At 61.6% G+C, this 22,668-nt stretch carries 20 protein-coding genes and 1 pseudogene; 13 read left to right on the forward strand and 8 right to left on the reverse strand.

The genetic code is table 11. The features are described 5' to 3' along the window. From IVA74_RS21585 to IVA74_RS21590, 3 genes and pseudogenes are all read right to left on the reverse strand, one after another. Positions 1-93, reverse strand: a pseudogene (locus tag IVA74_RS21585) (NYN domain-containing protein); the annotation flags it as partial. A 1,167-nt stretch (positions 94-1,260) separates the two neighbouring features. Then, complete coding sequence (locus IVA74_RS41000) at positions 1,261-1,392, reverse strand: hypothetical protein (RefSeq protein ID WP_256469204.1); 132 nt, start codon at positions 1,390-1,392, stop codon at positions 1,261-1,263. Positions 1,393-2,172: 780 nt separating this feature from the next. Beyond that, a complete protein-coding gene (locus tag IVA74_RS21590) occupies positions 2,173-2,688 on the reverse strand; it encodes a helix-turn-helix domain-containing protein (RefSeq protein ID WP_194406779.1) in 516 nt (171 codons plus the stop codon). A gap of 242 nt (positions 2,689-2,930) precedes the next feature. On the opposite strand from IVA74_RS21590, the gene IVA74_RS21595 reads away from it, so the two are divergent. Then, positions 2,931-3,563, forward strand: a complete 633-nt coding sequence (locus tag IVA74_RS21595; RefSeq protein ID WP_247341747.1) for a 2-hydroxychromene-2-carboxylate isomerase — start codon at positions 2,931-2,933, stop codon at positions 3,561-3,563. A gap of 100 nt (positions 3,564-3,663) precedes the next feature. After that, the gene (locus IVA74_RS21600) at positions 3,664-4,863 is read left to right on the forward strand and encodes a CoA transferase (RefSeq protein WP_247347904.1); all 1,200 of its coding nucleotides are present in this window, start codon (positions 3,664-3,666) and stop codon (positions 4,861-4,863) included. A 24-nt stretch (positions 4,864-4,887) separates the two neighbouring features. On the opposite strand, the gene IVA74_RS21605 is transcribed toward IVA74_RS21600, so the two are convergent. Together IVA74_RS21605 and IVA74_RS21610 are read right to left on the reverse strand one after the other, a co-directional pair. After that, positions 4,888-5,565: a glutathione S-transferase family protein gene (locus IVA74_RS21605; RefSeq protein ID WP_247341754.1), complete on the reverse strand. Its 678-nt coding sequence runs from the start codon at positions 5,563-5,565 to the stop codon at positions 4,888-4,890. Between the two features lies 1 nt (position 5,566). Then, positions 5,567-6,310 carry an SDR family NAD(P)-dependent oxidoreductase gene (locus IVA74_RS21610; RefSeq protein WP_247341757.1) on the reverse strand — a complete coding sequence of 248 codons (744 nt, stop codon included), beginning with the start codon at positions 6,308-6,310 and terminating at the stop codon, positions 5,567-5,569. 236 nt (positions 6,311-6,546) lie between these two features. Here IVA74_RS21610 and IVA74_RS21615 point away from each other — a divergent pair, with 236 nt between their 5' ends. From IVA74_RS21615 to IVA74_RS21645, 7 genes are all read left to right on the forward strand, one after another. Further along, positions 6,547-8,151 (forward strand): AMP-binding protein, encoded by a 1,605-nt coding sequence (locus IVA74_RS21615; RefSeq protein WP_247347905.1) that lies wholly within the window; start codon positions 6,547-6,549, stop codon positions 8,149-8,151. 17 nt (positions 8,152-8,168) lie between these two features. Beyond that, on the forward strand, positions 8,169-8,906 hold the full coding sequence (locus tag IVA74_RS21620) for an SDR family oxidoreductase (protein ID WP_247341765.1): 738 nt from the start codon (positions 8,169-8,171) through the stop codon (positions 8,904-8,906). A 13-nt stretch (positions 8,907-8,919) separates the two neighbouring features. After that, a complete protein-coding gene (locus tag IVA74_RS21625) occupies positions 8,920-10,101 on the forward strand; it encodes an acyl-CoA dehydrogenase family protein (RefSeq protein ID WP_247347906.1) in 1,182 nt (393 codons plus the stop codon). A gap of 23 nt (positions 10,102-10,124) precedes the next feature. Then, on the forward strand, positions 10,125-11,255 hold the full coding sequence (locus IVA74_RS21630) for an acyl-CoA dehydrogenase family protein (RefSeq protein ID WP_247341771.1): 1,131 nt from the start codon (positions 10,125-10,127) through the stop codon (positions 11,253-11,255). A 14-nt stretch (positions 11,256-11,269) separates the two neighbouring features. Next, a complete protein-coding gene (locus IVA74_RS21635; protein WP_247341774.1) occupies positions 11,270-12,457 on the forward strand; it encodes an acetyl-CoA C-acyltransferase in 1,188 nt (395 codons plus the stop codon). Positions 12,458-12,479: 22 nt separating this feature from the next. Beyond that, on the forward strand, positions 12,480-13,493 hold the full coding sequence (locus IVA74_RS21640) for a nitronate monooxygenase family protein (RefSeq protein ID WP_247341777.1): 1,014 nt from the start codon (positions 12,480-12,482) through the stop codon (positions 13,491-13,493). A gap of 127 nt (positions 13,494-13,620) precedes the next feature. Further along, positions 13,621-14,274 (forward strand): flavin reductase family protein, encoded by a 654-nt coding sequence (locus tag IVA74_RS21645; RefSeq protein ID WP_018322613.1) that lies wholly within the window; start codon positions 13,621-13,623, stop codon positions 14,272-14,274. Positions 14,275-14,401: 127 nt separating this feature from the next. Here IVA74_RS21645 and IVA74_RS21650 read toward each other — a convergent pair whose 3' ends face one another. Then, complete coding sequence (locus IVA74_RS21650) at positions 14,402-15,604, reverse strand: multidrug effflux MFS transporter (protein WP_247347910.1); 1,203 nt, start codon at positions 15,602-15,604, stop codon at positions 14,402-14,404. Positions 15,605-15,699: 95 nt separating this feature from the next. Further along, positions 15,700-16,890: an acetyl-CoA C-acyltransferase gene (locus IVA74_RS21655; RefSeq protein WP_247347911.1), complete on the reverse strand. Its 1,191-nt coding sequence runs from the start codon at positions 16,888-16,890 to the stop codon at positions 15,700-15,702. A 162-nt stretch (positions 16,891-17,052) separates the two neighbouring features. Here IVA74_RS21655 and IVA74_RS21660 point away from each other — a divergent pair, with 162 nt between their 5' ends. The 4 genes from IVA74_RS21660 to IVA74_RS21675 all read left to right on the forward strand — a co-directional run bounded on the left by IVA74_RS21660 (position 17,053) and on the right by IVA74_RS21675 (position 21,626). After that, on the forward strand, positions 17,053-17,676 hold the full coding sequence (locus IVA74_RS21660) for a TetR/AcrR family transcriptional regulator (RefSeq protein ID WP_247341785.1): 624 nt from the start codon (positions 17,053-17,055) through the stop codon (positions 17,674-17,676). A 14-nt stretch (positions 17,677-17,690) separates the two neighbouring features. Beyond that, positions 17,691-20,012: a molybdopterin-dependent oxidoreductase gene (locus IVA74_RS21665; protein WP_247347912.1), complete on the forward strand. Its 2,322-nt coding sequence runs from the start codon at positions 17,691-17,693 to the stop codon at positions 20,010-20,012. Positions 20,013-20,029: 17 nt separating this feature from the next. After that, entirely contained in the window at positions 20,030-20,734 is a 705-nt protein-coding gene (locus IVA74_RS21670) for an SDR family NAD(P)-dependent oxidoreductase (RefSeq protein ID WP_247341791.1), read from the forward strand. A gap of 70 nt (positions 20,735-20,804) precedes the next feature. Further along, entirely contained in the window at positions 20,805-21,626 is an 822-nt protein-coding gene (locus IVA74_RS21675; RefSeq protein ID WP_247341793.1) for an enoyl-CoA hydratase-related protein, read from the forward strand. 81 nt (positions 21,627-21,707) lie between these two features. Here IVA74_RS21675 and IVA74_RS21680 read toward each other — a convergent pair. Beyond that, positions 21,708-22,656, reverse strand: a protein-coding gene (locus IVA74_RS21680) for an IS630 family transposase (RefSeq protein WP_247341796.1) whose coding sequence is annotated in 2 segments (ribosomal slippage) — positions 21,708-22,166 and positions 22,168-22,656 — 948 coding nt in all. Because the reading frame shifts where the segments join, the coding sequence is not laid out codon by codon here. Between the last annotated feature and the right edge of the window lie 12 nt (positions 22,657-22,668).

A 22,668-nucleotide genomic window follows, 5' to 3' on the forward strand; every position in this document is an offset into this window, starting at 1 on the left:
GTAATCGATATCGAAGCCGAGAGTTTTCGCCGTCGCGTAGAGATTGGCTCCGTCGATGAAGAGCGCGATCTTGTCGGTAGAGGAAGGTGACATTCAGTTCACGCTTTCGGTGGGGCAAGTTCGGGTCCTGCAAGCATCCCGGATCCGTGACGCCGATTATCGGTCGCATTCTATATAAATCGCTACCGGAGATCGTCGAGTAGCGCCAAGCTTTAAGCTTCAACTATTTTCGAGAAGCACGCAGCCTTGGAACTCTGACATTAGCCGAAAGTTGTTCTGTCAGATTTGTAATGTATCCTGTCTATTTCCATGTGCCTGTTTGAGGGTGTTCCCGCCATGATCGCTGGCGATTTTCCTCTCTTTGATCTTTCCATTTATAGGCGCGGCCGCGCCTGGCGATGGTCCGTTATAGACCGGTCAGGGATTCTGGAAGCGAGCGGAGCAGGCCTGCTGCGCAGTACATGGCAGCAAGGGCGGTTTTCCAATTGCTGTTGACCGCTCCGTATCGGAATCGAATTTCCCCGCCGGCCTAATCGTCGACTTGAAAGCCGAAATACTGGAGCCGAACGCCCGACCGAATCCTTGCAGCCATTCTGCGTGTTATTCGCCGCACGGTTTGACCCCGATCGGGGCTGAAGGTTCACCCCGGCCAACACTGCCTAATTTCTTGGGCCATTGCTCATCACGTGTGGGGTCAATGTTGGAAGGCGATAGGGATCAAAGTTCGGCGCTTGCTTACACCGCGTCGCGTGCTCCGATCGGAGTGATGCCTTCAACTGACGCTTCTACTGGATGGAGCGAGGTCCCTCGTGGCGATGTAGCCGAGCGGCTTGCGATCGGTTGCAATCAGCGACTCACCCATTTTTGCTCTCGATCACCGTGACCACCGTCTTTGTGGAGAGGCTTCGCACGACGGTTCCGCCCGCGTTCGGCTAAACCTGGAGCTGCGCGGTCTGCGACAGTTCGTATTTGGGCTTTGCCGCCGCCACCGGCGTGACGTCGTCCTGCAGGACGCGGGTCTGTCTTGCCGCTGGCCCCGGAAGGCGCGTGCGACGTCCTTTGCATCCGATGCCGCGTAGGACAGCTGGATGCGGGGATCGGCATAGTCGTTAACGCCGGCCACCAAGACGAAACAGCCACGGCCTGGTCGAACCGGCGGCTGGTCGCCCAGCGGCGGCTGGGTCGGGGCGCCTGGCGGTGCGACCAGTTGCGAGGCGACGTACAATCGCGCGGGGAGCGACGCGAGCAGGTTCGCGGCGTTTAGGCCACGACCTCGATCGCGTTGTCGCCGGCATCGAGCAGCGGGCCGCGGCTGAGCCGTGTCGGCTGGCCTGTCGGCGCGGGCACCTGTGTGTCCACGCCGGCCGTGACGCCGCTGATGCGCCATTCCACCCGGCTGATCCCGCCGCCGCCATGACGAGGTGAGTTCTCTCGGCTTAACAGCAAACCAAAACTGGGGCCCGGCCTTTGGCGATAGCACAAGCCAGTCAGGCTGCGTTCTGTTCGGTGTCACGACCTCGACTTGGAAGCAGATAATCGAGCTGCCCGGAGAGCCTTCTTTTTTGCCGGCGCCCGAGTCTCTCTTTTCAGAATAACCAGGCAGAATAACCAGGCAGGCGTGGTGCTCGCTGTCTCCGGCGTCGCAGGATACAAATTCGCTGCTCATCCCCGGAAGTTCGCTGATATCTGCTCAAATTTCGCTGATACGTGGCATAGGGTATTCGCGATAACGCCCTGCAAACAGGCCGGTTTTTCTTTCGCCAGCGGCAGTTGCGAAGCCGAAACGATCAAATTCCCCGCAAAATTCCCTGTTTGCCGGGAAATGACCTAGAGACAGGTGCGATCAGCACTGGGTCGCCAGCCAGCTTACAAGCCGTTGAGTTCGTTGCGTAAGCAGCTCCATTCCTGCCGAATTTTTTGGCGCGTTTGGAAATTGAGCTTCTAATGCTCGGTCCAGAATCGAACCAAGCGACGTCCTGCGCAGAGGCTGCTCGGGCTGGGCGTCTTACGCGCTGCCGTAGAACAGAGGGTCATGGCGAGCCGATCGGATAGTCAGTCGAACTGATGCGCTTCTGCACCGGGGGGCGTCAAACTGTAGTTCACCCAGCCGATGGCGCAGAGTTAGCCGCCGCAGTGCTGCGGCCGTTGCGGGGGAAACGCGGCGCGTCGCCGTTACGCCGCTTTCCTGCGGGGCTTCGGCTTTGCTTTTTTGTCAAGCAAGACCCTCTCTGGAGCCGGGCGCGCACCTGGACCAGGGTGGACATGAACTTCCTTGGCTGAAAGCGGCTCGCCGCATTCCGAGCACACCATCACGGGGTCGAACATCTTTCCGCACTTGCGGTGCTCATGCAGCAGGGGACGTCCGCGTTCGTCGACCATGTGGGTGTCGCCCCAATGTACGAGCGCCATCATGATCGGATAGAGGTCGAGGCCCTTTTGCGTCAGGATATACTCGTGGCGTTTAGGCGACTCCTGATACGGAATGCGGCGCAGGACGCCCTGCCGGACCAGCTTCTTCAACCGCTCGGCGAGCAAATGCCGTGTGATTCCAAGCGCTGACTGAAAACCCTCGAAGCGGCGCGTGCGCAGGAAGCATTCGCGGAGAATTAGAAGAGTCCAGCGGTCACCAATCACACCGATGGTGCGAGCCATCGAACACGGCTCTTCCTCAAGTTCATCCCATTTCATTCTGCTCTCCGGTCGGCCGGTGCCTGTTCCGCTCGAATCAGGGGGGAGGGGCATGCGCCGCTCACACCATTCTAGATAGGTACTAAAGTGGATACAATACCCCCGTCGGTCGCCCAAACCTCGTGATTTCAGAGCAGATTTGACAGTTCAATTTTAGAACTATACAAGTGGGTGACAGCCTGCGTTCGGCCTGGACGATCACCCAAATCTGACCAACATCGCGCTCTGCGGGAGGAGCTGACATGTCTCTCAAAGTTGAATTCCTGTTCGATTTCGGCAGTCCGAATGCTTACCTCGCGGAACTGGCCCTGCCGGGAATCGAACGGCGCACCGGCGTGAAATTCGAATATGTCCCGGTCCTGCTCGGCGGCATCTTCAAGGCGACGGGCAACATGTCCCCGTTCGAATCCCTTCGTGGCATCAAGAACAAGCCGGAGTATCAGGCGCTGGAGACACAGCGCTTCATTCGCCGTCATAACGCAACGAAGTTCCGGTCCAATCCGTTCTTTCCGGTCAATACGCTGATGTTGATGCGCGGCGCCGTCGCGGCGCAGCTCGAAGGCGTGTTCGAACCCTACTTCCGCGCGGCGTACCACCACATGTGGGAGGAGCCGAAGAAGATGGATGATCTCGAAACCTTCCGAGCAGCGTTCATCTCCTCAGGCGTCGATATTGATCGGTTGCTTGCGCGTGCGCAGCAGGATGACGTCAAGAAAGGGCTGATCGATCGGACCACCGACGCCGTCAACCGCGGCGCATTCGGCTCGCCGACTTTCTTCGTTGGAAATGAGATGTTCTTCGGCAAGGACCAGCTCCGCGATGTGGAGGAGTCGATCGTCGAGCAGATTGGCCAGCCCGTTTCGAAGACGGCCTAAGGCCAGGACCTGGAGCCTTGCAGAGCCGAGCAGACGTCCGCGCGCCTGCATGACGAAAGCTCAGTCGGCCTTATAACAAAACCAATTTAGGGAGAATGTCATGCCCGGCCCCCTCAACGGCGTTCGTGTCCTCGATTTGACAGGCGTAGTGTCGGGTCCTTTCGCGACCATGTTCCTGGCGGATCAGGGCGCGGACGTCCTGAAAATCGAGCCGATCGGCGGCGACATTACCCGGCGCAGCCGCGCCACCATTGATAAGGATGGCGAATTCTCCGCGCTATTCATTTCTTCAAACCGTGGCAAGCGCTCGCTGTCGATTGATGTCAAAAGCGCGGCCGGCCGTGAGGTTCTGGCCAAATTGGTCGCGAAGGCGGATGTGCTGGTGCAGAATTTCCGGCCCGGCACCATGGAGCGCCTCGGTCTCGGCGGCGATGAGCTGCGCCAGCGGCATCCACGCCTGATCTATGTCTCGATCAGCGGTGTTGGCGACACCGGACCCTATGTGAAGAAGCGCGTTTACGACCCGATCATTCAGGGCCTGTCGGGCTTTGCCGACATCCAGTCGCAGCCGGTCACGAACCGCCCGCAGATGATCCGCACCATCGTCTGTGACAAGACCACCGCGGTGTTCACCGCGCAGGCGGTGGCGGCCGCGCTCTATGCCCGCGAGAAGACCGGGCAGGGTGATCACATTCAGGTTGCGATGCTTGATGCGATGATCTCGTATTTGTGGCCCGAAGGCATGATGCAATACACGGTGGTGGGTGCCGAGGCTGCTGCTGCCGATCCCAACGATCGGCCCGATCTCGTGTTCAAGACCAGCGACGGCTACATCACCGCCGGCACCATTTCCGATTCCGAATGGCAGGGGTTTTGCCAGGCCTCCGGCGATCCCGAGCTTGCCAAGGATCCCCGGTTTGCGACGCCATCGGCGCGCTCGGTCAACGCCACGGCACGCATCAACAAGATGGCCGAATATATCAGCCAGCACACCACCGCAGAATGGCTGGAGCGTCTGGATGCCGCCGACGTCCCCTGTTCGCCGATCCTGCGGCGCGGCGAAATCATCCACAACGAACAGGTGGTCGCGCGCGAAATCATCGCGGAGTTCGATCAACCGAAGGTCGGGCGGGTGCGGCAACCTAAACCCGCAGCCCGCTTTGCGATCAATGAGGCCGCGATCGGTGGGCCCGCTCCCAGGGTCGGTGAGCACTCGCGCGACGTGTTGCACGAACTGGGCTATGACGACGCCGCCATCGACAAGATGGTCGCAGAGCGCAGCGTGCGCGTCGCCGTCTGACGGCGAAGCGCACGAGGCCGTACTCTAGGTCTTCGCCGGCGCCGGCGTGATCGGTGCCAGCGGGGCATTCGCCGCGACGGCGCGCTGGAAAGCTTCCCGTTTCCTGATGCGCTCGAGATAGGGCTGAGCGTTGTCGCAAATGCCGACGCCATAGGCGATGGCCCACTCCAGGCAGGTCGTGAGCAGGATGTCAGCGCTGGTAAACCGGTCGCCCATCAGGAACTGCCGGCCGTCTGCGAGCGCGACTTCGACATGGCGCAACTGCTGGCGGAAATACTCTCCGGCCTGGGCGACGACCTCGGGCGCGACGCCGTAGATCGGGCCGAGCGCATCGGCCCGATGGCGACGCATCACGTAAAGGCTGGTGGAATCCAGCTCCGCGACGATAAAGAAGCACCATTCCAGCCACGCCGCATACTCGCGGGCGGCTTCCGGAATCAGCGAGCGTTCCGTCGTGGAATACATTCGCGACAGGTAGGCAACGATCGCCGCGCTCTCGCCGATGCAGAAGTCGCCATCCTGAAGCAGCGGGATCTTCTGGCGCGGATTGAGCTTCGAGTATTCCGCGGTCTTGGTTTCGCCGGTTCGCGGGCCAATGGGCCTTGTCTTGTAGGCTAAGCCCAGTTCGTGCATGGCCCAATGCGGACGAATGGTGCGACTCGTTCCAACGCCCCACAGGGTCAGGTCTGGTGTCGCATTCATGTTACCATTTCTCCACGGACGGACGGAGATCGAGCTCGTGGGTCCAGCCATCTTTGCTTTGCTGGTGGGTGAACCAATACGCCTCGGCAATGGAAGACGTCTTGGTCAGGCTATCGGGCGGAATGTCGCTTGCTTCGATCCCCTTCGCTGCCTTCATGCGTTGGTGAATCGCCTCGCTATCCACGCCAGCGTCGATCAGGAGATGCACGACGTGAATGTTCTTCGGTCCAAGCTCGCGCGCCATCGCCTGTGCCACTGCACGAAGGCCGAACTTCGCTGATGAAAATGCTGCAAATCCCGGGCCGCCACGCACGCTTGCCGTCGCACCCGTAAAGAAGATGGTGCCGCGTCCGCGCGACAGCATCACGCGAGCCGCCTCACGTCCAACCAGGAAACCACCATAGCAGGCGAGTTCCCAAGCTTTGAAGAACAACTTCTCCGTGGTCTCGAGCAGAGGCTTGTTGACGTTCGAGCCGGCATTGTAGAGGCAAACCTCGACAGGCCCGTGCTCTTTCTCGACCCGCGTGAATATGCCTTGGACTTCTGGTTCCTGACGCGCATCCACGCTGAATGCGTGAACGTCATGCCCCGCAGCCCTCAGCTCGGCCACGAGTCCCTGCGATTTGGACGCATCGCGTCTGCAAATGCAAACCGTATAGCCGCCTCGGGCAAAACGCCGGGCGACCGCCGCGCCAATGGCATCGCCTGCGCCGACAAGTATCGCTACACCGCGGCTCGCTGCCATCCTCGATCCTCCCCTTTAAGTTCTTATTTGATACTATAGACTAGCTGCCGGATGATGCGTTGTAAACGGAGGTTCTTAAGAGTCGCGCAGAAAACGATACTCGCGGATGGATTGTCCATTCGACTCCGGAAAAGGCTGACGACGATTTATCGATTGACGAGTTCTAAAAAAGAACTATAAGTCGAAGCCAAGTGTGCCGCATTGCAAAGTCGGCATGGTCGGTCGGGAGGTCAGTCGTGCTGGAGCTTTCAGAGACGATCAGTGTCGACGAGATTGTTGTCGGCTTGCCGAGCCGAATCCATCAAGTAACGGCAGGACCGGTTGCCAGAGCGCCTGACCGGATTGCGCTGGTCGAGGACGGGGCTTCCTGGAGCTATCGAGATCTGGAGCAGCGCGTTGGCGAGATCGCCACCATGCTCTCATCGCTGGGGATCAGGGCCGGCGATCGGATGATCATTGTCAGCGAGAACTGTATTGCGCTTGCCGCTTTGCTGCTGGCGGCGAGCCGGCTCGACGCCTGGGCGATTGTCGCCAACCCGCGCTTGTCGGCGCGCGAACTGGACCAGATCCGCGATCACAGCGGCGCCCGGCGGATGTTGTTCACGTCGGGTATTTCGAACGAGGCCGCTGCTCACGCCTCTCGCTATGGCGCCGAGAATCGGCGAATTGGCGCGCTGTCGGAAATTGGTGTTGGTCCGCTCAACGAAAGCGCGGTGGTCCAGCCGGTGGAGGCCGATCCAGCGAGGCAAGTCGCGGTTTTGATCTACACGTCCGGAACGACGGGGACTCCCAAGGGCGTGATGCTCTCGCATGACAACCTTCTGATCAGCGCAAAGACCACCGCGTATTTCCGCAGGATGAACGAGAAGGACAAGATCTATCTTGTGTTGCCGATCTCGCATATCGTCGGCATCTCGCTCCTGATGATGACGCTGATGGTTGGCGGCACGGCGCGGATGGTCAGCAAATACGATCCTGCCGCGACTGCAAAGGCCATCGCGGAGGAGGGCGTCACCATTCTCAATGGCGTGCCTGCCACCTATCAGCGCCTGCTGGAGTACAAGAGCGTATCAGGCGTGGAACAACTCCCCCGAGGTTCGTTGCGCTTGATTGCCGTCGCCGGCGCGCCGCTGGATTTGAATTTGAAGTTGCGTGTGGAAGAGGAGTTCGGGCTTCCGTTGCTCAACGGCTACGGGATCACCGAATGCTCGCCGGGAATATCAGGCGTACGTTTCGACAGACCACGCTCGGATCAGGCTGTTGGTACGCTGCTGCCGGGTGTGGAGGCGCGGGTGCGAACCATCGAAGGGTTTCCGACGGCAGGAGGTGAAGTCGGCGAGCTGCATGTTCGCGGGCGCAACGTCATGTTGGGGTACTATCGTGCCCCCGAGCTTACCGCAAAGGTGATTGACAGCGAGGGCTGGTTCAACACCGGCGATCTCGCACGTTTCGACGGCGATTGTCTGTATATCGTCGGCCGCACCAAGGAAATGATCATTCGTTCCGGTTTCAACGTCTATCCCGCGGAGGTCGAAGCTGTCCTCAGTTCACACAAGGACGTCGTGCAATCCGCTGTGGTCGGTCGTGCCGCGGACGGCAATGAGGAGATCGTGGCCTTTGTGCAGTTGCTGCCAGGATCTTGCACGACACCAGAGACCCTGATGCATTTTGTCCGGTCTCAGCTTACTTCTTACAAGCGGCCGTCCGAAATTGTCATCCTCGATGCCTTGCCGGCGACGTCGACCGGCAAGATACTCAAGCACAAGCTCGCGGAGAGCTTGCGCGAAGGCGGCGCAACCCCTGCGGTGCAGACGCCCGAATTCCGCAGGCAACACATCTAACTTACCGGGAGGACATCTTGCAAAAGAGAAACGCGACCGTGGCCGTCATCGGCGCCGGAGACTTCATCGGCGGCGAGATCGCCAAAAAGTTCGCCGCAGAAGGCTTCACGGTCTTCGCCGGCCGTCGTAACGGCGAAAAATTGGCTCCGCTCGTCAGGGATATCGAGGCTGCCGGCGGAGAGATTCACGCACGCTCGCTCGACGCTCGCAAGGAAGACGAGATCATCTCCTTCCTCAACGATGCAGACAAGCATGCGCCGCTGGAAGTCTGCATCTTCAACATCGGTGCGAACGTCAATTTCCCAATTCTGGAAACCACAGAACGCGTTTTCCGCAAGGTCTGGGAAATGGCCTGCTATTCCGGCTTTCTGGCCGGTCGCGAGGCGGCCCGCCTCATGCTTCCGCGCGGGGGTGGCAACATCTTCTTTACCGGGGCGACCGCCTCGCTCCGAGGCGGCAGCGGGTATGCCGCTTTCGCAAGCGCCAAGTTTGGCCTTCGTGCGGTCGCGCAAGCAATGGCCCGCGAGCTTGGCCCGAAAAATATTCACGTCGCGCATCTCATCATCGATTCCGGCGTGGATACTGAGTGGGTGCGGCAACGCCGACTGGAGGCTCTCGGGCCCACCGCGCTGGATGATCCGGACGCCTTGATGCCTCCGTCCTCCGTCGCAGCATCCTATTGGCAGCTCTACCAGCAGCCGAAAAGCGCCTGGACCTTCGAGCTCGAGATCCGCCCCTTCGGCGAGAAGTGGTAGCGGGCCTGCTGCGATGGAGCTCAAGCTTTCGCCCGAGGATGCCGCGTTTCGTGACGAGGTGCGCAGTTTCATTGCGGAGAACTATCCGCCGGAAATGCGCGTTCCCAATCCGGAGACCGACCTGACCAAGGAGCAGTCGCTGCTGTGGCACCGGATCCTCCACAAGAAGGGTTGGATCGCCCCGCTCTGGCCCAAGGAGTATGGCGGCCCGGGCTGGTCCGTCACGCAGCGCTTCATCTTCGAGCAGGAGACCTCTCGCGCCGGCACGCTGCCGCCGCTCGCATTCAGCGTCACCATGGTCGGGCCGGTTATCTACACCTTCGGCAACGAGGCGCAGAAGCAGAAATTTCTGCCGCGGATTCTCTCCGGCGAGGATTGGTGGTGCCAGGGCTATTCGGAGCCTGGCTCCGGCTCGGACCTCGCAACCGTCAGAACCAAGGCCGTGCGCAACGGCGACCACTACATCGTCAATGGTCACAAGACCTGGACCACGCTGGCGCAGCATGCCGACTGGATCTTCTGCCTCGTGCGGACCGATCCGAGCGCGAAGCCGCAATCCGGGATCTCCTTCCTGCTGATCGACATGAAGTCGCCCGGCGTCACCGTGCGGCCGATCATCACGATCGATGGCAGCCACGAGGTCAATGACGTCTTCCTCGAGAACGTCCGCGTGCCCGCCGAGAATTTGATCGGCGAGGAGAACAAGGGCTGGACCTACGCCAAGTTCCTGCTCGGCAACGAGCGCACCAGCATGGCCGGCATCGGCCGGTCCACCCGCTACATCAACAAGCTGAAACAGATCGTGAAGGCCGAAATACCGGCCGAGGATCCCGCGCATCTCGAATTTCTGCGGGACATTGCCCGCATCGAGCTCGACGTGCTGGCGCTGGAGGCGACGGAGCTGCGCGTCGTCGCCCAGATGGCGCGCGGCATAGATCCTGGCCCGGCCGCCTCGCTTTTCAAGATCCGCGGCACTGAAATCTTCCAGGCCATCACCGAACTCACCCATCGCGCGATCGGCAATTACGGCCTTGCCATCCGCGAGCATCCGGTCAGCGCCAACCGCTTCATGCCCGGCGCCGACTACGGCCATACCGCGTCGGAGAAATACCTGAACGCGCGCAAGCTCAGCATCTACGGCGGATCCAACGAGATCCAGCGCAACATCATCGCCAAAGCCGTGCTCGGGCTCTAGTCACGGCGGATCGGGAGGATCGGATGGATATTCAGTTCACGGAAGAGCAGGAATTGCTGCGATCCAGCGTCCAGCGCCTGTTGCGCGACCAGTACGACTTCGAGGCGCGGCGCAAGATCGTGGCAAGCGAGGAGGGCTTCAGCCGAAAGCAATGGGACGCTTTCGCCGAGCTCGGCCTTCTCGCTGCACCGTTCTCCGAGGGCGCCGGCGGTCTCGGCGGCGGTCCGCTGTCGACCATGATCGTGATGCATGAGTTCGGCCGTCACCTCGTGGTCGAGCCGTTCGTCGAGACGGTGGTGCTGGCCGGCGGATTGATCGAGCACGTGGGCACGCCGGAGCAGCAGCAAAGCTTCATCCCTGAAATCATCGACGGCTCGAAAATCTGGACGCTGGCCTGGACGGAGAAGGCATCGCGCTTCGATCTTGCCAATGTCACGACGCGGGCGCGGCGCGAGGGGAGCGACCACATCCTGACCGGCGCGAAGACCATGGTGATCGCCGCACCTTGGGCCGACTATCTGATCGTCTCTGCGCGGACCTCCGGCGACGATCGTGACCGCGGCGGCGTCAGCCTGTTCGTGGTCGATCGGCGCGCGACCGGCGTCGATCTCCGGAGCTTCAAGACCATCGACGGCCGCCGGGCTGCCGAGCTCGGCCTGCACGAGGTCCGCGGGCAATTGCTGGGCGCAGAAGGCGAGGGTCTTGCCGCGCTGGAAGCCTGCCGTGACCGTGCCATCGGCGCGCTCTGCGCGGAAGCAGTCGGCGCCATCGGCGAGCTGAATTCGGCGACGCTGGAGTATTCGAAGACGCGCAAGCAGTTCGGCACCACCATCGGTTCCTTCCAGGTGCTGCAGCACCGAATGGTCGACATGTTCATCGCACATCAGGAGGCGCTTTCCCTGATGCAGCATCTGAGCCTCAGTCTCAGCGCTGGCGATGCCGGCCTGTCGCGGCTCGCCTCGGGTGCCAAATCGAAGATCGGCTATGCCGGCAAGTTCGTCGCCGACCAGGCGGTGCAGCTTCACGGCGGCATGGGAATGACCGACGAGCTCAACGTCGGGCACTATTTCAAGCGAATCTCCTCCATCAACATCCAGTTCGGCGATCCCGCGTTCCATGTGCTGCGTTACGCGCAGCTGGACGCGGCCGCATAAGCAGCGAGGCAGGCATGACCACTGAAGCAGTCATCGTTTCCACCGCCCGAACGGCCGTCGGAAAAGCGTATCGCGGCGCGCTCAACAACACGGACGGCCCCACCACGGCCGGGCACGTGATGGCCGAAGCCGTGAAGCGCGCCGGCATCGCGCCCGGAGAAGTAGAAGACGTGGTCATGGGCTGCGCGATGCAGCAAGGCACCATGGTGATGAACGTGGCGCGCAAGGGCGCGATCCGCGCCGGCCTGCCCATCACGGTGGCCGGCACAACGATCGACCGGCAATGCGCGTCCGGCCTGCAGGCCATCGCGGTCGCCGCGCGCTCGGTGATGCTCGACGGGGTCGAGGTCGCGATCGGCGGAGGCATCGAGTCGATCAGCCTCGTGCAGAACGAGCACATGAACAAGTTCCACGCGGTGGACGACGAGCTGATGGCAATGAAGCCCGAAATGTACATGTCGATGCTCGATACCGCCGAGGTCGTTGCCGAGCGCTACAAGATCGGCCGCGACAAGCAGGACGAATACAGCCTCGAGTGCCAACGCCGCGTCGGCGCTGCGTTACAGGCCGGCCGCTTCAACGACGAGATCGTGCCGTTCACGACCAGGATGGCGCTGTTCAACAAGGACACCAAGGAGGTCACCTACGAGCAGGTGACGCTCACCAAGGACGAAGGCCCGCGTCCGGAAACCACCGCCGAAGGCCTCGCCAAGATCAAGCCGGTGTTCGAGGGCAAGACAATCAGCGCAGGAAATGCCAGCCAGCTCTCGGACGGTGCCTCGGCCTGCGTGATCATGAGCGACAAGATTGCGGCCAGAAAGGGTCTCAAGCCGCTTGGCATTTTTCGTGGCTTCGTCGCTGCCGGCGTCGAGCCGGACGAGATGGGTGTCGGCCCGGTCGCCGCGATCCCGCGCCTGCTCAAGCGCCATAACCTCAAGATCGACGACATCGACCTCTGGGAGCTGAACGAGGCCTATGCGGTGCAGGTGATCTATTGCCGCGACAAGCTCGGAATCGATCCGGACAAGCTCAACGTCAACGGCGGCTCGATCGCGATCGGTCATCCCTACGGCATGACCGGGTCGCGGCTCACCGGCCATCTCCTGATCGAGGGCCGGCGGCGCAAGGCGAAGTACGGCGTGGTGACCATGTGCATCGGTGGCGGCATGGGCGCAGCCGGCCTGTTCGAAATCATCCACTGAGCGGCAACGCGGGAGATCATTCGTGAAGACAGCAATTACCGAACTGTTCGGCATCGAGCACCCGATCATCCAGGGCGGAATGCACTATGTCGGCTTCGCCGAAATGGCGGCTGCCGTCTCCAACGCGGGCGGGCTCGGCTTGATTACGGGCCTGACGCAGAGAACGCCGGAGCTGCTGGCCAAGGAGATCGCTCGCTGCCGCGACATGACGGACAAGCCGTTCGGCGTGAATCTGACATTCCTGCCGACCTTCAGCGCGCCGCCCTATCCGGAGTACATCGCGGCCATCAGAGAGGGCGGCGTCAAGATCGTCGAAACCGCCGGGCGCAGCCCCGAACAGTACATGCCGGCCCTGAAGGCGGGCGGCATCAAGGTGATCCACAAATGCACCTCCGTCCGGCATTCACTGAAGGCCGAGCAGATCGGTTGCGATGCCGTCAGCGTCGACGGCTTCGAGTGCGGGGGCCATCCCGGCGAGGATGACATGCCGAACATGATCCTGTTGCCGCGCGCCGCGGAGGAACTGAAGATCCCGTTCGTTGCCTCGGGCGGCATGGCGGATGCGCGCAGCCTGGTTGCCGCCCTGGCGATGGGCGCTGCGGGCATGAACATGGGCACGCGCTTCATCGCCACCAAGGAAGCGCCGGTGCACGAGAACGTCAAGAAGGCGCTGGTCGCGGCGACGGAACTCGACACCAGGCTCGTGATGCGTGCGCTCCGGAATACAGAGCGGGTCCTGAACAACAAGGGCGTCGAGCAACTGCTCGAGATCGAGCGCGAGAAGGGCAAGAGCCTCAAGATCGAGGACATCCATGACCAGGTGGCGGGCGTCTATCCCAAGGTGATGATCGACGGCGACATGGATGCGGGCGCATGGAGCTGCGGCATGGTCGTCGGGCTCATTCACGACATTCCGTCCGTGAAGGAACTGATCGACCGCATCATGGCGGATGCGGAAAGACTCATCCGGCAGCGCCTGACTGGTTTCCTCGACGGCGCCGGACAGCGGCCGGCTGCGGCTCGGGCGATGGCTTAGCCCGGGAGGACATACCGCTTCCGGACGTTCTGACGGAGGCTATGCGCACGCATGGTCATGCGTGCGTCGATCTTTGTTGAAGCTCAACGGGTCAGATCGACGGCCTTCGGCAGCTTCGGGGGCATTTATGGACCAGGCCGACTTCCACTACTACGAGCCTTCGAAAGGCCACGGGCTCCGGCATAATCCGTTCAATGCGATAATCGCGCCGCGTCCGATTGGGTGGATCTCATCGCGCAATGCAGCCGGTCGATTGAACTTGGCCCCCTACAGCTTTTTCAACGCGTTCCTCTACGATCCTCCGATCATCGGATTTTCCTCGATCTCGTGGAAAGACACCGTCAAGAACGTCAGCGAGACGCGCGAATTTGTCTGGAATCTGGTCACCATGGATCTCGGCGAGCGCATGAACGTGACAGCGACGCCACTCGATCACGGCGTGAGCGAGTTCGAAGCAGCCGGTTTGACACCGATACCCGGACGCCACGTTGCTGTGCCGCGGGTGGGCGAGAGCAGGGCCGCCATGGAATGCAAAGTCGTCGAGGTCTCTCAGCTGGCCAACGCACGCGGAGAAAAGGTCGAAGGATGGTTCGTGCTTGGTGAGGTCGTCGCGGTCTACATCGACAAAACGTTGATCGAGGACGGCGTCTACAACACGGCACTTGCGCGTCCCATTCTGCGCGCCGGCCGGGGTGGAGATTATCTCGAGGTCAGGACCGAGAACATGTTCGAGATGAAGCGCCCAGCGGGCAGCAGCAAGCCGGAGTTCCACGGGACCTGATTGAGCTGGAAACAGGCTCAATTGTGGGGCCGACCATGCCTTGCCGCGTTTTGCCCGACAGGCCTAAGCCCGACTTCGCAAAGCCGATGAGTGACTGAACGGAAGCGCGTGCGGAGTCATACGCCCATCAAGCCCCCGGGCCCCGCGCGTACAGGCCAAGAGCCAGCAGGGAGAACGCGCTCATCACGACGCCCAGCGCAAACATTGCTTCATGTGACACTGTGGCAGCAAGCCATACGCCGATTGCCGCGATCATCATCTGCAAGAAACCCAGCAGCGCCGAGGCCGCGCCGGCTTTCTCGCCGAATGGAGACAACGCGCGCGCCGTGGCCAATGGACCGACAATGCCCATGCCGAGGAGATATATGCTCATTGCGGCTAAGAACGGCAAGAAAGTCGGACTGATCAGCGAGATGAGCAGGATCGCAAGGCTGCTGGCGGTCGTCGCGCACAAACCTGCCCGGATCGGACCATCGAGCCCGTAGCGTGGTGCCAATCTTGTGGCAAGCATACCCGCGGCGAATACGATGAAGACGGTGCCGGCAAAGAAGAGCCCGAGCTGGATCGGCGTGAAGTGCAACGCTTCGATGAATAGGCGCGGCGCAGCGGAAAACATCGAGAACAAGCCGCCCATAGTGAGGCTCGAGGCGGCCGCGGGGGTAGCGAAGCGACGGTCTCGAATCAGACCGGCATAGGTCCTGCCGACGACAACTGGATTGAACGGCGTGCGGATCGAATTGTGGGTTTCGCCAAGAACGATGGCGTAGGCAACGGCGCTGACGGCGGCAAAGGCTGCGACCAGCGCGAATTCGGCGCGCCAGCCCAGGCTGTGGTCGAGGGCGCCGCCAAGCAGCGGCGAGAATCCGGGAGCAGCGGACATCACGATCATGATGAGCGCCATCGCGCGCGCCAGTGCGGCGCCACTGAACATGTCGCGGGCGATAGCGCGAGACAGCACTGACGTCGCGCAAGCACCTGTTGCCTGCACGACGCGGCCGATGAGGAGATTGGGCAGGTCGGTTGCCAGACCGCACCAAACGCTGCCGACGAAAAACACAGCAAATCCGATCAGGACCGGCCAACGTCTTCCGTAGCGATCCGAAAGCGGTCCGACCAGGAGCTGGCCTAACCCGAACACTGCAAGAAACACGGTGATGGCGGACGTGACCTCTGCAGTCGTGACATTCAATGAGATCGCAATCTGCGGCAGAGACGGCAGCAAGATGTTAGTCGCGAGCGTTCCCATCGCGGCCAGGACGGAAAGGACCGCGATAGGCAGGGCGCTGGAGGTGGGAATGTCCCGAGGCGCGGTGTTGATCAGGTCAGCCATGGGATCTTTCGCGTGACAGGGATAGGTAGATCAAGGCGGCGAGTGACGCGGTTCGCGCCGCTTGCCGATTCCGTTTTTGTCGCCTAGCCGCAATATCAGCGGACGACGCGCTCGATCGCGATGGCCGTGGCTTCGCCGCCGCCGATGCAGAGTGACGCGACCCCGCGCTTGAGGTTCCGCGTTTCGAGCGCGTGCAATAGCGTCACGATCAGCCGCGCGCCGGTGGCGCCGATGGGATGACCTAGCGCGCAGGCGCCGCCATTGACGTTCAGCTTCTCTCTGGGGATGCCGAGATCCTTCTGTGCCGCCATCGCCACGACGGCAAATGCCTCATTGATCTCGAACAGATCTACGTCGCCAACGCTCCAGCCGACCTTGTCCAACAGCTTGCGAATAGCGGGGATCGGGGCCGTGGTGAACCATTGTGGCTCCTGGCTGTGGGTGGCATGGCCCTTGATCTCGGCGAGCACCGGGAGGCCGTCGCGATCGGCGAGCGAGCGTTTCGCCAAGACGAGCGCCGCAGCGCCGTCAGCATTGGCGGATGAGGCGGCGGGCGTGATGGTGCCGTTGGCGCGGAACGCGGCTTTCAGCCCGGGGATTTTGGCGGGATCTACCTTGAGCGGATGTTCGTCATTGGAGATGATCCGGGGCCCGGCTTTCTCGGTCAGCGTGATCGGAGCTATCTCAGCCTTGAACGCGCCGCCCTCAACCGCCTTGCGGGCGCGGGTCAAGGTCTCGATCGCATACTCGTCCTGGTCCTTGCGGGTGAATTGATAGGCCTCCGCCGTGGCCTCGCCAAAGTCGCCCATCGAGCGTCCGGTCTCGTAGGCATCTTCCAGCCCGTCCATCAACATGTGGTCGATGATGCGGTCGTGGCCAGCGCGATAGCCGCCCCGCGCCTTGGCCAGCAAATAGGGCGCATTGCTCATACTCTCCATGCCGCCAGACAGAACGATCTCGGCGGAGCCCGCATTGATGATATCGTGAGCCAGCATGGTGGCCTTCATGCCGGAGCCGCAGACCTTGTTGATCGTGGTGGCGCCGGTGGCATCGGGCAATTTGGCGCCGCGCGCGGCCTGGCGTGCCGGCGCCTGGCCCTGTCCGGCCGGCAACACGTTGCCCATGAACACCTCGTCGATCCGCTCGGGCGCCAGTTTGGCTCGTTCGAGCGCAGATCCGATCACATGGGAGCCGAGCTTGTGGGCACTGAGTGGCGAGAGCTCGCCCATGAAGCGGCCGAGCGGCGTCCGGGCTGCGGAGAGGATGACGACGGGATCGGAAGCCATGGCGAATTCTCCTGTTGATCGCTGTTGTTATATGACGATAATCATATAACATGGCCGGCATTGCAATGAAATATTGCCGTCGCTTCAAAAGCGCGGTCCAGAAGCGCTGGTGGATGGGAACGGTCGTACAGCCGGTCACCGAGCAGCTTGCACGGAGGGGAGATGCGTTACGTAGGAGACCATAGGCGCCAGACCCACAGCCGGATCGTTGAAAGTGCCTCCTACGGCTTGCGTCAAAACGGTGCCGAAGGGCTTAGTGTTGTCGAATTGATGAAGCTCGCCGGTCTTACGCACGGCGGGTTCTATAACCATTTCGAGTCGCGTGCCGCGCTTGTTGGCGAGGCAATTGCGTTTGCGATGGATCAAACGGCCGAGCGGTGGAAAAAACTGGCGAACCGGAAGGCAAACGAGGATCGTTTCGAGACGTTGATCGCCGATTATCTCAGTTCCCGCCACCGCGACAATCCCAGACAAGGCTGCGCGCTTCCAGCCCTGGCCGCTGATGTCGCTCGATCGAGCCCGAGGGAGCAACGGGCGCTTGCTTCCAAGCTGGAGAAGATGATCGACATCCTGGTCGAAGTGCTTCCCGCCGAGGGTCCTCAACAGGCACGCCAAATCGCGACGAGCGCCATTGCGACGATGGTTGGATCGATCGTGCTATCGCGTGCTGTCGGCGCCGGGAAGCTTTCCGACGATATTCTCGACGCCGGACGGATGACTGTCTGCGGCCGGACTCACAAGCGACAGCGCAGAACAGCAAAGGCGATGAGCTGCGACAAACCATAATCTGGGAGGTGCCCATGACGGCCGGCAAGTGGCTCAAGACAGCCTGCAACCTGTGTTACGTAAACTGCGGCATCGAGGTCTGGGTGAATGAGGGGCGTCTCGAGAAGGTACGAGGCGACCGTTCAAACCCGAAGTCGCAAGGCTATCTGTGCAACAAGGCGGCGCGCATTCCCTACTATGCGCATCACAGGGATCGGCTCACGACCCCGCTGCGTCGTCGCGCCGATGGCGGCTTTGATGAGATCGAGTGGGACGTCGCGATCGCAGAAATCGCGGAGCGGCTTCGAGACGTCGTCGACAGGTATGGCGGCAAGAGTATTGCCCTTTATGGCGGCGGCGGGCAGGGCAACCACGCTGGCGGCGCCTACGCCAGTGGTTTGTTGCGTGCGCTGGGCTCGCGCGGCGTCTTCAACGCTCTTTCGCAGGAAAAAACCGGCGACTTCTGGGTCAATGGCCACATGTTCGGCAGCCAAACCTGCCACACCTCAGAGGACGTCCATCATTGCGATCTCTTGCTTGTCATCGGGGCAAATCCCTGGATCGCGCACGGCTTCCCCAATGCGCGCGACCATCTCAATCAGATACGCAAGGATCCCGCACGCAAGCTGGTCGTCATCGACCCCCGGCGAACCGAAACCGCAGAGATGGCGGATCTGCATCTTGCGGTTCGTCCCGGTGCGGATACGTTTCTTCTTGGCGCGCTGCTGGCCACGCTCGTCCGGTCCGACCGGATCGACCACGCGTTCATTGAGGCGCATACGATCGGCTTCGCGGAAGTGAGGCAAGCGCTATTGAATATCCCCGTTCAAGAATGGGCCGACGCCGCCGATATCTCGATCGCGCAGCTGGAGCGCTGCGCCGCGATGATCGCGGCCGCGAAGGCCATGGTGGTTCGGGTTGAACTCGGCATCCAGCAAGGCGTCAACTCGACTCTCAACTCCTATCTCGAGAAGCTCTTGATCATGCTTTCCGGCAATTTCGGCCGTGAAGGTACCAACCAATTGCATAGCTGGCTTCAGCCGCTATGGGGAAATTCTCCGAACCAGACATTCGCGCCAACCGGCGACGCCATCATTGGCGGCTTGTTGCCGCCCAACATTTTCCCCGAAGCGGTTCTCAAGGACCATCCAGACCGGTTGCGCTGCGCCTGGATCGACAGCTCCAATCCCGCCAACACCGCCGCAAACACGGAGGCGGTGGAACGCGCGCTGAAATCGCTCGAACTATGCGTCGTCGTGGACGTTGCGATGACCGAAACCGCTAGGCTCGCGCATTACGTTCTCCCGGCGTCCACACAATACGAGAAGACGGAATTCACTCTCTTTAACTACGAATTCCCGACAAACTATTTTCACGTGCGCGCTGGCGTCTTGCCGCCGCTCGCCGGCACGTTGCCAGAGCCCGAGATCTACACGCGGCTTGCCGTCGCCCTGGGGCTTCTGCCGGGTGACAATGTGCTCGCGCCGCTACGCGAAATAGCACAGCGCTCGCGACCTGAATTCGCCGCGGCCTTTCGTGCCTTCATCGCGGAAAACCCGGCGGCGGTGCCTGCCCTGGTGCTCTACCATACGCTAGGGCAGACGCTTCCGGATGACACGGCGGCCGCGGCTCCGTTGTGGAGCGCGGCATTGGCTTGCGCGAAGCGGTCGCCGCAAGCGGTACGGCGGGCGATCGGCGCATCCGACCAGGTGACGGACCAGCAGCTCGGAGACCTTCTGTTCAACACCATTGTGGCGACCCGGCAGGGCACGGCGGTCACCCGGCACAAGTATGACGAGGTCTGGTCACTGATCAGCCATTCGGATCGCAAGGTTCGGCTGGTCGTCCCGCAGATGATGGAATGGCTGGCGCGTCTCGATCCGCAGGCTGCGGGCGCGCCAAAGGAGTTTCCGTTCATGCTGGCGGCCGGTGGTCGCCGCATGTTCAATGCCAACCAGATATTTCGCGATCCCGCGTGGCGTCGCGACGACCCGGACGGCGCCCTGTTGATCAATTCGAGCGATCTGAGCGAGTTGGGCGCGAAGGATGGTGACTGGATCGCGGTCGAGTCGGCGGTCGGGCGGCTCGTCGTCCGCTGCAAGGTCGATGACGCCATGCGGAACGGCCAGTTGGCGCTGCCGCACGGCTACGGTCAGGCATACCCGACATCAGACGGAGAGCGCCTGATCAACGGACCGCGCATCAATCTGCTCACCGAGAGCGGCAACCGTGATCCCATTGCGGGCACGCCCTACCACAAGAACGTCCCGGTGCGTTTGACCCTGGTGTCCGGGCACGAAGCTGCCGCCTATCAGTCGCAATCCGAGCGAATTCATAAGAGAGCGGCCGGACAATAGCTCGAAGGGAGCGTCGAATGACCGAGAAACCAATCGCAATCGTGACCGGAGTAGGGCCAGGCACGGGAGCTGCCATCGTCAAGCGCTTCTCTGCTGGCGGGTTTCGTATCATCGCGCTTGCCCGCTCAGCGGAGCTCACCAATCGACTTGCGCAAGAGCTTCCGGACGTGCACGCGGTGACCTGCGACGTCTCCGAGGAGGCTCAGGTGCGGACCGCAGTCGCTGACGTAAAGCGCCGCTTTGGCGCGGCGGACATTCTCATCCACAACGCGGTCGGAGGGGGTTGGGGGAGTTTTCGCGAGATCGATCCGAAGATGCTGAAGGGCAACTTCGAAGTCAACGTGATGGGTCTGTTGTACCTGTCGCGAGAAGTGGCGCCTGACATGATCGCTCGGGGCAAGGGCGCAATCCTGGTGACCGGCAACACCTCTTCGATCCGAGGCAAAGCCAATTTCGCCGGCTTCGCGCCGACGAAGGCGGCGCAGCGCATTCTGGCCGAGTCGATCGCACGTGAAGTAGGACCTCTCGGCGTCCACGTCTCCTACGTTCTCATCGACGCCGTTATCGATACGCCCCGGATGCGCGCGCGGATGAGCGACAAACCGGATGAGTTCTTCATCAAGCCGGCGGCGATCGCCGACGAATTATTGCATCTCTACGGTCAGGATCGCTCGGCCTGGTCGTTTCTCACGGAACTGCGGCCATTCAACGAAAATTGGTAACGCTCGAACACGGGCACGGCGCGCTGGGTCACTTTGGAGAGCTCTCCGCGGGACTTGAAAGGTCAGGAACATGACTGATGGATCCATCGCGGTTGATGCGGGGACGGACGAACTGCTGTGCGCGATCCGGGATCGCGTCGCGGTGATTACCTTGAACCGGCCCGGAGCCCGAAATTCGTTGTCCGATCATCTTACGCCGGCGTTGCGCCGGATGATCAAACAGAATGGAGATGATCCTGAGGTCGGAGCCCTCCTGATTACCGGTGCAGGCACTGCCTTCTGTTCGGGCGGCGATGTTAAGGGAATGGGCGGCAACGCTGCCGCGCCGGCGATGTCATTCAGCGACAAGGTTGCGCGATTGCGGGAACGTCAGCGAACCCTGACCGGCGTACTTGTTTCGGTGCGGAAGCCCACCATCGCAGCTTTGCCGGGACCGGCGGCTGGCGCCGGGCTTGCGATCGCACTCGCTTGCGACCTTCGTATCGCGGCCGAATCCACGATCATGACGACAGGCTATGCCAGGATTGCGCTCACCGGCGATTACGGCATTTCGTGGTTGTTGACCCGGCTTGCCGGGACGGCACGTGCTCGCGAACTGATGTTTCTGTCTGAACGGATCAGTGCACGGCGCTGCGAAGCATTGGGCCTTATCAATCGCGTGGTGTCTGATTCCGAACTGCAAAGCGAAGCATTCGAAATGGCGAGAGCATTGGCGAATGGCCCGGCGAGCGCCTATGCCTCCATGAAGGATAATCTCGACCTTGCGCTGTCGGCCGACTTCTTGACGTCACTAGATCAAGAGGCCGAGAGGATGGTCCTCGCGGCGGGCACTGCGCAGCACGCCGAAGCTGTCCGGGCTTTTATTGAGAAGCGTCCGCCGACTTACAGGTAAAACTCTTTCAGGTCATGACTTCGAAGGCCTAGCGGGCCGTACCCGCAACCGCACAAGCTGGAGCTGCCAAGCTAGAGCGTTTCACTTTTTGACTGAAGCATAACCGGCGTTAGCGAAGTAGTTGGCGCATTCACGAGGCTGGATGTCGTGGACGAGGTGACCGATGTGTCGCCAAGTGTCCTCGATGGTGCGCTTCTGAGCTTGCCGCATCCAATGCTTGATCTTGGCGAAGGCCTGTTCGATCGGGTTGAGGTCGGGGGAGTATGGCGGCAGGTACCAGAGCCTGGCGCCAGCGGCCTGGATCATCTGCCTGACAGCTTTCGACTTGTCGCTTCCAAGATTGTCGAGAATGACGATATCGCCCTCGCGCAGGGTTGGCAGGAGAAGGTGCTCAACATAGGCGCGGAAGCATTCGCCGTTGATCGGCCCGTCGAAGACGCAGGGTGCCGTGAGTTGGTCGTGGCGGAGCGCGCCGAGGAACGTGAGGGTACGCCAGTAACCGTGCGGTGCGAAGCCACGCAGGCGTGCCCCTTTGGCACCCCCAGCCCCGCAAAGGGGCCATATTGGTTTTGATCCAGGTCTCATCGATGAAGACGAGCCGGCCCGGATCGAGCCCGGCCTGCCAGGATTGCCAACGCTGACGCCTACGAGAGACGTCGGCCCGAGCCTGCTCAAGAGCGAACAGTGTTTTTTTGAACCGCAGCCCTTCCCGGCGCAGGAACAGCCAGACCGCGTTGTGCGAGACCTTGACCCCACGGGCCGCCAGTTCCGCCTTCAGGCCATGTAACGTCAGGTGGGGCGTCTGAGTGATTCGCTCGACGATGAAGGCGCGGTGCGGATCAAGTACAGGCTTGCGGTGTCCGCCCATCTTGCCAGGCACAACCGAGCCGGTCGCCCGCTGCCGCTGTGACCACTTCACAACTGACGAGACCGCAACGCCAAACCGTTCTGCCATAGACCGGCAGCTCTCGCCTGCCAAAACCGACGCCACCACTCGCTCGCGAAGATCCAGGGAAAGAGGTCGGGTCATGCGATGCTGGCC

This window comes from Bradyrhizobium sp. 132, from assembly GCF_023074185.1.
GTDB lineage: Bacteria > Pseudomonadota > Alphaproteobacteria > Rhizobiales > Xanthobacteraceae > Bradyrhizobium.